The following is a 12,355-nucleotide window of genomic DNA, read 5'->3' as shown; positions in this document are numbered from 1 at the left end:
ATGTTCTCCCAACCTGTTACAAATGATTGGTACACCGCAAATCACCGTTACTTGATGGGTTTAGTTTCCCAAACCCGTCAGGCTTTAGAGCGGCTAATTGCACAGAACCAACAGGGAAATGAGGCATGGGAGAAAGGAATATTTATTAATGATCCTGACGACTCAGCCTTTGCTCAAGCACCTCCGGCTATAGAAAAACTGTGTGCAGTTTTTGGCTTATCTGCATTTGAGCGAGAAATTCTGCTGTTGTGTGCAGGTATGGAATTTGACCGTAACTGGGGGCAATTATGTGCTATGGCTCAGGGACAACCACAGTTAGAATATCCCACTTTCAGTTTAGCATTATCTCTCTCATCATCTCCCTATTGGGGCGCGCTGACCCAGAATGCACCCTTGCGACGGTGGCGATTAATTGAAGTGGGAGCAGCCCATGCTTTGAGCATTTCTCCTTTACGGTTGGATGAGCAAATTACTCACTATTTGGCAGGATTGAATCTTGTAGACGAGCGATGGCAACAATTAGGCTTATCCCCATTACAGACAGAGAACTTAGTCTCATCCCATGCAGCCATAGCCGCACAGATGGTAAATTGTTGGGTGCAAGCTTCCCAACAACAGCAAGTATTACCCATACTGCAACTATGTGGTACTGAAACAGCCAGCAAAAAAGCGATCGCTGCTCATACTTGCCATAGTTTAGGATTAACAGGATATGCTGTAAATGCCCATCATTTGCCCCGTGAGAGTCATCAGCAGCATTTACTGCGGTGCTTATGGGAACGGGAATGGCAATTATATCGACGGGTGATTTTACTAGATAGCGATCGCATACAATCTACAGAACCAGAAAGAGAAAATACCATCGCTCAACTACTAGAAACCCTAGATGCTCCCTTAATCATCTCCAGTTTAGAACGTCGTCGTGGCATCCAACGCCCTCTATTTACCTTAGACGTAAATCACCCCACCCCAGCCGAACAGCGTCAAGTCTGGCAAACAGCCTTGAGTGAAATTTCCTTCAATGCCAATGGACACATTGATCGTCTTGTTTCCCACTTTAACCTGAGTACAGCCACAATTACAGCCACCACTTGGCAATTTAAAACTCAACACAACCCCACTAGCGACTCTGCCCAAGCCTTCCGTTCCCTCTGGGATGTCTGCCGTAGCCAGGCTCGTCCCCGCTTAGATGAATTAGCACAACCCATAGAAGCCACCGCACAATGGGAAGATTTAGTCTTACCACCCAATGAAATGGGAGTATTGCGTGATATCGCCGCCCATCTGCGCCAGCGTTCCAAAGTCTATGAACAGTGGGGCTTTGCTGCCAAAGGAGGTAGGGGTTTAGGGATTAGTGCCATGTTTGCCGGAGCAAGTGGTACAGGGAAAACCCTAGCCGCAGAGGTGTTAGGTAATACCCTACATCTGGATGTCTACCGAATTGATTTAAGTGCCGTAATCAGTAAGTATATTGGTGAAACAGAGAAGAATTTACGCCGGGTATTTGATGCCGCCGAGGGGGGAGGAGTCATCTTACTATTTGATGAAGCCGATGCTTTGTTTGGCAAACGCACAGAAGTCAAAGATTCCCATGATCGCCATGCCAACATCGAGGTAAGCTATTTACTACAACGTATGGAAGCCTACCGAGGTTTAGCTATTCTTACCACTAATTTAAAAACCTCTTTAGATCAAGCATTTTTGCGCCGCCTGCGCTTTATTGTTCAGTTTCCCTTTCCCGATGCCAAACAGCGAGCCGAGATTTGGCGACGGGTATTTCCAGCCCTAACCCCAACCGCAGACTTAGATTTTGAGAAATTAGCCAAACTGAGTGTCACCGGCGGTAATATTCGCAATATAGCCCTCAATGCCGCGTTTTTGGCGGCTGATGCCGATGAGCCTGTGGGGATGAAACATATTTTACAAGCGGCGAAAAGCGAATATATCAAGATGGAACGCCCCTTGACTGATGTCGAAATCAAGGGATGGATACCTTGACTCTTAAAAAACAATTCAAAATTCAAAATAAGTATAACGAGTTGAAAAAACCAAACTATGTTAAGTAATGTAAAAAGAAGAAGATTGAGTTCGTAGTAAGGACTTTAGTCCTTATTTGAACTACAAACCTTGAATTATTTACCCTGTTCTGCTTACCCTGCGGATACTCCTTTGGAGAACTCGGAGAGTAGCAAGCTACAAAATTCAAAATTCATAAGTTTTTTGTGTTTAGATTTGGTTCTAACTTTTGGTGAAATGGATAAAGTAGAGCAATATCGTCAATATATCCAAAATCTTTTAATTAAACATGGTAAGTATAAACCTCATAGAGAACAAATTGAAAGTGAATTAATATTTGATACAGTACACGACCATTATCAGTTGATGCGTATAGGTTGGAATGGGTTAAGTCGCGTGTATCATACTGTCATTCATTTTGATATTAAAAATGAGAAAATCTGGATTCAGCAGAATATGACAGATGTAGATATAGCAAGAGAGTTGCTGGAAATGGGAGTACCAAAAGAAGATATTGTGTTAGGTTTACAGCCACCATATAAACGCCCGTACACAGGATATGGAGTCGCTTAGGGGCAGGGAGCAGGGCGGCAGGGGGCAGGGAGCAGGGAGCGGGGGGAAAAATAAAAATCTCACCATAACAGGCTTTCAATTCTGTTAACTGCTATATCTCTAAGAAAACTAAATTATGAAAATTAGAACTATTACTACAGGTATATCTCTTGATTTCCCCCAAGGAACAGAAAGACTCAAAATAGCGGCTGATTTTAACCAAAAAGCTCAAATAATTTTTGCACAACAAGGTTACGAAGTACAAACTACACGAATTACTACCAACCCTTGGGAAGAATATCTTGCAGGTTTAACTCCCTCCGAAATTATTGATCAGATTAAAATTTTAGAAGAATTTTGTCGAAGTTTAAATGTCAGCTTTTTTAATATTGGTTATGCTAGCACTAGTGCAACTATAGATATAATTCCTGACATCATCCAAAACACATCAATAATTTACTGTTCCAGTAAAATTGGTGAATATTTTGATAATGCTCAAGCATCAGCCCAAGCTATTAAACGCATCTCCCAAGAAACTGAACATGGCTATGGTAATTTTCGCTTTTGTGCTGGGGCTAACTGTCAGCCAGGTATCCCATTTTTCCCCACATCCTACCATTTAGGGGAAACATCTTTTGCCATTGGTTTAGAGTTGGCTGATTTAGTAATGCCAGCATTTATGGTTGCTGATAATATCCGAGATGCTGAAAACCAGCTACAAATAATTTTAGCATCAGAAGTCAAAAAAGTAGAGGCGATCGCACAAGAAATTTCCACCCAATTTCAGATTCACTTTTATGGAATAGATACATCCCTTACACCATCATTAGATCAAAAAAATAGTATCGCTTTTATCTATGAAAAATTACTAGATGGTAAATTTGGTCATCCTGGCACTTTAGCCATTTCGGGAATGCTAACACGAGTTTTAAAAAGTATCCCCATCAAAACCTGTGGTTACTCTGGTTTAATGTTACCAGTTTGTGAGGATATCGGTTTAGCAACTAGAGCCAATGAAGGAACTTATGATATTACCAATTTATTATTATATTCAGCCGTTTGTGGTTGTGGATTAGATACTGTACCCATTCCTGGCGATATTTCTCTAGAAAAGATTACAGCCATATTAATTGACATGACAACTTTAGCTTTTAAACTCAATAAACCACTTTCCGCCAGATTATTTCCGATCCCCAATAAAAAAGCAGGGGAAATGACTAATTTCAATTCCCCCTATCTCGTAGATTGTCAAATATTTGCAGTTAATTAAAATGGGCATTGGGCATTGGGCATTGGGCATTGGGCATTGGGCATTGGGCATTGGGGTAAATATTTCTCCCTTGTCTCCCCTGTCTTCCTTGTCTTCCTTGTCTCCCTCTGCTTCCCCTACACCCCTCCACCCCTACACTAGGCTGTTGACTCTGTACTTTTTTTAGGGGTAAAAGTTCATGCAGTTTCTGTGTCTTCGTAATCAGGAGAAAATAATATTTTTCGTTTCGAGAGCGAAGACTGACCAAAAACCTGAAGAAACCATGCTTCAACATCAGCAAAGCTAATATTTAAAAGTGCATTTTTAACAACAGTAGTTGTTAAATCCATAGTCGATAGACATATGGTTAGTAGCATTTGACTGATTTCTTTAAATGGACAGCGAGCAGAAAATTGCTTGTATTTTCCAAAGAGTGATTCAATAACATCAGAAGTAGCCAAAAAAGTACCTTCATGCTTGATTTTGTTACATTGAACAGCTAGATAACCCAAAATATCTTGCTGAAGCTTCTGGAGACAATTATCATCATAATTATCTTGATTATTTGCGAAATGCACAAGAGAATCATGATTGATTCCTGATTGTTTAAGCTCAGTTTCGATACGGCGTGTTAGCAATACCATTTGATTCCATTTAATTAAATCTGATTGATAATCATTTAACCACCCCAACTTATCTCTGACTTTTTGATAAATCACTGTGGGGGCAATATCTGGAATCAGGCTAATTAGAGTTTCCACTGATGAGTTTAATAACTTAATTCCCCAATTAGTTAGCCTTTCAATATTAAAATAACGACATTGAGAACGCTGTGATGGCGGAGCTAAAAAAGATAATTCTGTTTGCTGTAATTGCTGCCTACATATGCTACACTTTTGGATAAATGATTGATATCTCTTATCTGATTCTAATTGATATTTTAATAGTAATGCCATTGCGTGAGTCACATCATGCGTATAAATTACCTCTGGATTATTTTCTTGATATAGCTTGATTCCACGCGCTAGGTCACTACTATTATCTGCAACGATTTGTCTTGGTACTCCCACCCTTTGGCTAATTTTATCTAATTGCTTTTCTATGATTTCTCCTTTGGTAGACTCCATTATTTCTATTGCTAGTATTTCTACGTCTTTATGTGATAATCCCCTCTTTTCCTCAATTACATTTGATAATAAGTATTCCTGTGACACCCCTAGCACAACTAAAGCTTTATGTTTTCCCAATGCTAAAGTAAAATCCACAATGTAAATCCAATCCCTGCGATACTCTTTTTCTCTTTTTAACTCATATATTGCTATTCTTCCTAACCATTTTCTAATACAGCTAAAGCTAGGAGTTGCCTGTGATTCACAATCATTAAATAATTCAAAAACTTTCTCTACACCTCTAAAACTAATCCCACTGTTGATTAACAAATGTATCGCTTGCTGAATTGTTTTTACATCATAATAGTGACCCTTAATCTTTAAGTCTGTTTCACCCATCTCCGATTCTATGTCGGCTGATTGGTTTTCGATTTCTGCTTTTTTTCGCTCTCCTCCTCCAACTTCAGTTTTTTTAACCTTGCTTCTGCCGCCATCGCACGCTTTTTCCACTTCTCTCTCGAATCCGTTAAGTCTCTCACTTTTATTTCTAAAGCTCTGATTTGCTTCTGTTTTACGACCGCCTTCTCTTTCCAGTTTTCTCTACCTTTCTTGAACAATCTCGCTAATCTACTCACTGGGCTTTTAAACTCTTGCATAGACTTTGACTTTGCTGGATTTTTCCGACACAATTATTGTATGAACTAATTCTGCCTTAAAACCGACAAAGTCAACAGCCTACCCCTACACCCCTAATTAATCAGTCAACAAACTAGGAGAAGTCAGCACAAATACATCCCTAATACCTTGAGCTTCTGTTTGTGGTTTAATTGGCGTGGTAAAGTGGAAAAAATCATGATCATTGACTAATAATAATTCCCCAGGATAGAGAATTTTGCTCAGTACAGGCTTCTCTTTCTTCGCAGTATATAAATGTGTCTCTCCACCTTGAATATTTTCCCGATTTACAGAGAAAATCCCAATAAAATCAGTACCATCTTGATGGATACCTTCAGGTGCAGGATTACCAAAATTATCGGGAGAACAAATCGTTCTGATTTGATGCACGCCAATTTCGGCTTCTGGATGGAGTTTACAAGAATCACTAAATGCCAAAACTAACTTTTGAAAACTATCAAGTTCTATAATGGCATCTTCTAAATCAGCGAACTCTCGTTTAATATCACCTACTAATGGGTTGTATGCTTTACTTTGAAAAAGATAGCCATGAGGTAATTTATGTAATTCACCCCCAGATACTGTAAACCGTGATAATCTTCTTAAACGGTAGTTACCTTTAATATAAGGATCTACGGGTAAATTATTAAAAAATGGTTGAAAATCTTCTGTGTTAATTGAATTAACTTTTCTTAAGGTAAACAGAAAAGCGTATTCTAATTCCGTAGTTTTCCCTAATTTTTGCATAGGATTTTTCTCCTTGCATTTTATAAATCTCCCCCTTCAAGCACTTTTGAAGTAAGTGAGGTACACCATCAGTAATAAGTAGTGAGTAATAAGTAATAAGTAAATTTCTTACTCATTACTCATTACTCATTACTCATTACTTTTTTCAATCAGTTGCTGTACCTCATCAACATCGAATCTGCTGTATTTGTAGGAAGGCTGATATCACCGAGTATATGCTACTTTTTATTAAATTGTGGTCAAGTTAAGTTCAAAAGTTGTCAAATCATGATAAAGGCTGTTTGTAGTGAGGACTTTAGTCCTCAAAAATAATCAGGACTAAAGTCCTGACTACGAACGCATAAATCGGGGAAAATATTCTTGTTGCTGCACTTAATTTTTCCATGACTGATTGGCTCTACCGTTACCCATCTCTGTATCCTGGTATTCTGTTGAAACGCTACAAACGCTTTTTTGTGGATGTGCAGTTAACTAATGGAGAAGTTGTTACAGCACACTGTCCTAATACTGGCCCCATGACTGGAGTTTCTACCCTAGGTAGTGCTGTACAACTTTCTAAAAGTGATAATCCTAACCGCAAATTGGCTTACACTCTAGAATTAATTGAGGTACATGATAACCAGCCGACTTGGGTAGGTGTGAATACAGCCTTACCAAATCGCATCATCAAGTTAGCTTTAGCAAAACACTTGTTCCCGGAATTGGGTAATTATAGCCAAATTAAAGGCGAGGTAGTTTATGGCCAAGATAAAAAAAGTCGGGTAGATTTCTTATTGACAGGGAATGATACCGAACCCCCAATTTATTTAGAAGTGAAAAATACAACTTGGTGTGCAGGGACTTTAGCATTATTTCCAGACACCGAAACTACTAGGGGACAGAAGCATTTACGAGAACTGATGGCATTACTTCCCCAAACCCGTGCAGTTATGTTGTACTTAATTAATCGGGGTGATTGTACAGAGTTTGCCCCTGGTGATACGGCTGATCCTTTATATGGTAAGTTACTACGGGATGCGATCGCTCTCGGTTTAGAAGTGCTACCTTGCCGATTTGATATCTCTCCCGAAGGTATCCGCTACATAGGTTTAGCTAAACTTAAAATTTAAGCTCAACAAGATGATAGTTCTCATTATGGGTGTATCTGGTTCGGGTAAAACCACCATCGGTAAACTGTTGGCGGAGTCTTTGGGATGGCAATTTCAAGATGCAGATGATTTTCACTCACCAGCCAATATTGAAAAAATGCGCCTGGGTATTCCCCTTGATGATGCTGATAGAATACCTTGGTTGCAAGATATGCAAAATGCGATCGCTCAATGGTTGCAAGAAAATAGAAATGTAGTTTTAGCCTGTTCGGCACTCAAAGCTAGCTATCGGCAATTTTTACTCATGGATAGGGATGATATCAAGGTAGTTTATCTCCAAGGCTCAGACAACATCATCCAAAAACGCCTGCAAACACGAGAAAATCATTTCATGAGCGCGAAACTCCTCACCAGTCAGTTTCACACCCTGGAAGAGCCAGATAACGCCATATATATAGATATTTCACAACCTCCAAAAGAGATTGTGAATACTCTCAAGACTATCCTTTGTTGATTAGATCAAAACACGATAGTAGGGAATGGCTAAAACCGAGATTTTGCGCTATTTCCGTAATTACGAATTACGAATTACGAATTACGAATTACGAATTACGAATTGGCATTATTTCCTAATATCCGATAAAGTGCAGTACATCACGTAGCACACTATAACCAGCTAAATCCCAAAGTAAATAAGCTAGAAAACCAATCATTGCTAAACGACCATTCCACAGTTCAGACTGAGGATTCCAGCCAAAGATAAAGGCGTTACGGTCTATGCCATTGTAAGCATTAGCAACTGGTGGTAAATCTGTAGAAGGACGAGTTTCACGAGTTTCCATTGTTTTCTCCTAAATATTTATCTTGTTTTCTTCAGTTAACAATCATTTTTTAGCTAGTAGCCAATTAGATGTAATACATCCCGCAAAACGCTATAACCTGCTAAATCCCAAAGCAAGTAAGCGAGAAATCCAATCATTGCCAAACGACCGTTCCAAATTTCTGCTTGGGGAGTCCAACCGAATAAAAAAGCATTGCGATCGCGTCCATTATATGCGGTAGCAATTGTTGGCAGATTAGTACTGGAAGAACGAGTTTCCATTTTTTTTGCTCCAAACAATTTGTTACTTAACTTTACTTTAGCTATCTATCAATCAATTGCTTTCCGTCGATAGATACAATCCCTAGCCACTTCTTATGGACGATTACGATTAATCTTGTTACATCCTCAAATCCATCTTCAGGAGGTGAGCAGAATTGTATTTGTAAATAAATGTAAACCTACTGTAAATACTTATCGATAATTAGGCTATTTATTAAAACAAATAAACCAGTAATTATCATTAAAAATTAAATATATGAGCTTTTATGCTATCAGTATCCTGTCATTTTAATTTTGTTAATTCTGATTAAAACTAACTCTATTAAAAATATAAACTTCTATCTAGCGTCTGATATGCTTTCAATCTTTAGGAAGATGATTTTAGCTATCAATTTTCAGGATTCTATAGAGTAACCACTAAGATTTAGGTAAGGTCATAACTACATAGATAAACTACAGTTGCTACTCACAATCTAATTAACTCAGTGCTGACTCCTGAGTCATGAGTGAGTGTACCCTTGCTCTTTTCATAGCGGCTACGCTTCCCTTTGTTAACACCTCTCAGGACTCATTATTAGCGTAAGGAAATACGATGTTTTACAGTACAGATATTATATTCGCACTCTACAAGCCTCTGTTATGGGTGGCACAAGTCCCCGTTGCACCAACGGGAGTTTCACCAGCACAATTATCACTACTGACCTCTGGGCCGAGGTTTTTTGTGGCTTTACTGTCTGGAGTGATTTTAGCTTTTGCGTTTCAATTGGTATTAACTAATCTTTCAGTAGCCGCAGGGATTTCTTATTTGGGTCGGCCATCGGATTCAGTCTCGGAAACAGGTGGCAGTTTTGGCGGTACGATTCGCAAAATTGGTACAGCCGTAGGCATTTGGACATTAATTTCGGTAACTATTGCCTTATTAATTGCCTGTTTTTTAGCCGTCAAGTTGAGCCTATTGGTTTTAGATCCTCGACTGGGAGCAATTCTCGGTTTAGTAATTTGGGGTGCGTACTTCTTATTATTGGTTTGGGTCAGTTCTACTACCGTCGGTTCATTAATTGGTTCGGTAGTTCACACTGCTACCTCTGGTTTTCAGGCAATTATGGGAACAGCTACCGCCGCTTTGGGTGCGAAAGCTGTGAATCAGCAAGTTGTATCCACCGCAGAAGCAGCCGCCTCAGCAGTACGGCGAGAATTAGGCAGTGCCATTGACCCAATCAGTATCCGAGAAAACATAGAAGATTATATTGAAAAGCTGCGTCCACCAGAACTAGATATATCTCATATTCGCCGGGAATTTGAAACTTTACTGCAAGATCCACAACTGAGAGAAATTGCTGGTAGTCCTGATTTGCGTCACATAGACCGCCAAAAGTTCGTGGATTTAGTCAGTAGCCGTACCGATTTGTCTCGGCGAGATGTCAACCGCATTGCTGATACTTTATATAATGTGTGGCAAAAAGTCCTAGGTCAGCAACAACCTATGCAAGACAGCCTGAGTGAGTTGGTGAATTATCTCAAAACCATGCCACCAGGACAAAGCAAAACCGATGAACTCAATGCCAAATTAGATCGGTTAATTGCAGAAATGCGCCCCGCCAAAACATCTGACCAGAAAACAGACCAAAGTCCGATTCAGCGTACACTCCAGCAAGGACTATCTGCTTTAACTGGGGTAGTTTTGGGACGAGCAGATTTATCAGATTTAGATGTGGAAAAAATTTGGCACGCCTTGACCACAGCTAAAGCAAAAGCTACAGCACAAGCTGATAAATTAGGATTGCCCACACCATCCCAACCCTATAGCCCCATTCGTGCTGATGTCGAAAACTATCTCTACAACACCTATGCTTGGCAATTGAGCGAAGACAGAATTGCCCAAGAATTTCGTGATGTCATCTACGACCCAGCCGCCGACCCAAATATTGTGCGTGGGGAACTAGAACGACTATCCCGCAAAGATTTCGTAAATATTCTCCAAGACCGGGGATTACTCACCCAAACTCAAATTCAGCATATCAGCGATCGCCTAGAAGCGGTACGTCAACAAGTGCTAGTCATAGTCTCAGCTGAAGCCGAAAGGGAGATATCCCAAGACTTACAACGACGCATCAATAGTTATTTGTTAGTAACTGCTAAGGCTGATTTAACGCCAGAAGGTATTGAGAGGGATTTCAAACCTTTAATTACAGACCACGAAGTCGATTATGAAACCCTGTCACGGCGACTGGCTATAGTTGAGCGTCAACAAATGCGGGATATATTGCTACAACGTAATGATATCCAGTCCTACGAAGTTGATCCAATCTTAGATCAATTAGAAGCACAACGCGATCGCGCTTTGGTAGAATCCAAAAACTTAGCAGCACAAGCCCAATATCATGCAGAAACCCTCTGGCTAAATGTTGAGTCATATCTGCGTAATACCGACAAAGCCGAATTAAACCCCGATGCTATCCGTGCTGACCTGAAAACCTTGCTAGCAGACCCCCAAGCCGGGATGGCGGCAATTCAAGCCCGATTGTCTCGTTTTGACCGTGACACTTTAGTAAAATTACTGAGTCAACGGCAAGATATTAGCGAAGACCAAGCAAATCAAATTATTCATACTGTTGAGGAATCTTGGCACAGTGTCCGCCACGTCCCCCACGCTGTAGCAGACAAAGCCAAAGAACAATATGATGCTGTCACTACCACCATTGCCGATTACTTACGCAGTACAGGCAAAGCGGAACTTAACCCAGAAGGCATTCAGCGAGATTTAAATCGACTGTTTGAAAATCCCAGAGAGGGAGTTGTTGCCTTCCGACGGCGATTGTCCCAGGTAGACAGAGATACCTTAGTGAAATTGCTCAGTCAGCGTCAAGACTTGAGTGAAGCCCAAGTCAATGAAGTGATTGACTCTGTACAAAGTGCTATTCGCAACATTGTCCGTGCGCCCCGTCGCCTAGCTACCCGCACCCAACAAAGAGTGGAGAACTTCCAAACTTATTTAGAAGCATATCTGCGGCACACTGGCAAGGAAGAATTGAACCCAGAAGGAATCAAGCGGGATGTACAATTACTACTGCATGATCCAGGGGTAGGGATGGAAAGTTTGAGCGATCGCTTGTCACATTTTGATCGTTCGACAATTATCGCTCTGCTGAAAATTCGGGAAGACATCACAGATCAAGAAGCTGCCCAAATAGCTGATAACATCGTCTCAGTCCGGGATCAATTTGTCGAGCAACTGCGGGGAATCCAACGACGCATTCAACATTTGATTGATGGCATTTTTGAGAGGATTCGTGATTATCTCAACTCCCTAGAGCGTCCCGAACTCAATTATGATGGAATTAAACACGATATTCGCACATTATTAGAAGACCCCCAAGCCGGATTTGAGGCCTTACGCGATCGCCTTTCATCCTTCAACCGCGATACCCTCGTAGCCATTATGAGTTCCCGTGAAGATATTTCTACAGCCGATGCTAACCGGATTGTTGACCAAATTGAACGCGCACGTAACACAGTATTACAACGTGCTGAACGCCTACAACACCAAGCCCAACGCCGTTTAGAAGCAGTCAAACATCAAGCCGAAAGACAAGCGGAAGAAACCCGCAAAGCCGCCGCTTCCGCCGCTTGGTGGTTATTCGCTACAGCCATAGTATCCGCCATTTTCTCAGCATTAGGAGGTGCGATCGCTGTAGTTGTAGTGTAGGTAAATAAACTTGTCTCCGCTTAATTCTCAGCCTCCTAAATATGGGAGGCTGTTTTATGGAAAAGTGGTAATGTGACATGAGTTCGACGAATTAAAAAAACCCCTCTCCAT

Annotated in this window: 11 protein-coding genes; 6 read left to right on the top strand and 5 right to left on the bottom strand. The window is 40.6% G+C overall.

Going from position 1 to position 12,355, the window contains the following annotated elements:
* The 3 genes from ACPZ3T_RS26735 to ACPZ3T_RS26725 all read left to right on the top strand — a co-directional run bounded on the left by ACPZ3T_RS26735 (position 1) and on the right by ACPZ3T_RS26725 (position 3,838).
* Positions 1-1,998: an ATP-binding protein gene (locus ACPZ3T_RS26735; RefSeq protein ID WP_490272458.1), complete on the top strand. Its 1,998-nt coding sequence runs from the start codon at positions 1-3 to the stop codon at positions 1,996-1,998.
* 255 nt (positions 1,999-2,253) lie between these two features.
* Complete coding sequence (locus ACPZ3T_RS26730) at positions 2,254-2,589, top strand: XisI protein (RefSeq protein ID WP_490272457.1); 336 nt, start codon at positions 2,254-2,256, stop codon at positions 2,587-2,589.
* A 115-nt stretch (positions 2,590-2,704) separates the two neighbouring features.
* Positions 2,705-3,838: a DUF711 family protein gene (locus ACPZ3T_RS26725; RefSeq protein ID WP_490272456.1), complete on the top strand. Its 1,134-nt coding sequence runs from the start codon at positions 2,705-2,707 to the stop codon at positions 3,836-3,838.
* Here the strand turns inward: ACPZ3T_RS26725 and ACPZ3T_RS26720 are convergent.
* From ACPZ3T_RS26720 to ACPZ3T_RS26710, 3 genes are all read right to left on the bottom strand, one after another.
* Complete coding sequence (locus tag ACPZ3T_RS26720; RefSeq protein ID WP_490272455.1) at positions 3,831-3,968, bottom strand: histidine kinase; 138 nt, start codon at positions 3,966-3,968, stop codon at positions 3,831-3,833. The genes ACPZ3T_RS26725 and ACPZ3T_RS26720 overlap by 8 nt on opposite strands.
* A gap of 46 nt (positions 3,969-4,014) precedes the next feature.
* Positions 4,015-5,436 (bottom strand): hypothetical protein, encoded by a 1,422-nt coding sequence (locus ACPZ3T_RS26715; protein WP_490270384.1) that lies wholly within the window; start codon positions 5,434-5,436, stop codon positions 4,015-4,017.
* A 243-nt stretch (positions 5,437-5,679) separates the two neighbouring features.
* Positions 5,680-6,348 carry a 2OG-Fe dioxygenase family protein gene (locus tag ACPZ3T_RS26710; RefSeq protein ID WP_490272454.1) on the bottom strand — a complete coding sequence of 223 codons (669 nt, stop codon included), beginning with the start codon at positions 6,346-6,348 and terminating at the stop codon, positions 5,680-5,682.
* Between the two features lie 383 nt (positions 6,349-6,731).
* On the opposite strand from ACPZ3T_RS26710, the gene sfsA reads away from it, so the two are divergent.
* On the top strand, positions 6,732-7,457 hold the full coding sequence (gene sfsA, locus ACPZ3T_RS26705; protein ID WP_490272453.1) for a DNA/RNA nuclease SfsA: 726 nt from the start codon (positions 6,732-6,734) through the stop codon (positions 7,455-7,457).
* A 10-nt stretch (positions 7,458-7,467) separates the two neighbouring features.
* Entirely contained in the window at positions 7,468-7,950 is a 483-nt protein-coding gene (locus ACPZ3T_RS26700) for a gluconokinase (protein WP_490272452.1), read from the top strand.
* 115 nt (positions 7,951-8,065) lie between these two features.
* Here ACPZ3T_RS26700 and ACPZ3T_RS26695 read toward each other — a convergent pair whose 3' ends face one another.
* Together ACPZ3T_RS26695 and ACPZ3T_RS26690 are read right to left on the bottom strand one after the other, a co-directional pair.
* Positions 8,066-8,278, bottom strand: a complete 213-nt coding sequence (locus ACPZ3T_RS26695) for a high light inducible protein (RefSeq protein WP_490272451.1) — start codon at positions 8,276-8,278, stop codon at positions 8,066-8,068.
* A 53-nt stretch (positions 8,279-8,331) separates the two neighbouring features.
* Positions 8,332-8,538: a high light inducible protein gene (locus tag ACPZ3T_RS26690; RefSeq protein ID WP_490272450.1), complete on the bottom strand. Its 207-nt coding sequence runs from the start codon at positions 8,536-8,538 to the stop codon at positions 8,332-8,334.
* A gap of 592 nt (positions 8,539-9,130) precedes the next feature.
* Between ACPZ3T_RS26690 and ACPZ3T_RS26685 the strand changes: the two genes are divergently transcribed.
* A complete protein-coding gene (locus ACPZ3T_RS26685) occupies positions 9,131-12,244 on the top strand; it encodes an MFS transporter (RefSeq protein ID WP_490272449.1) in 3,114 nt (1,037 codons plus the stop codon).
* Positions 12,245-12,355: the final 111 nt, after the last annotated feature.

The organism is Aliinostoc maniaoense, from assembly GCF_058172895.1.
This window is presented reverse-complemented; position numbering and strand designations above follow the sequence as displayed.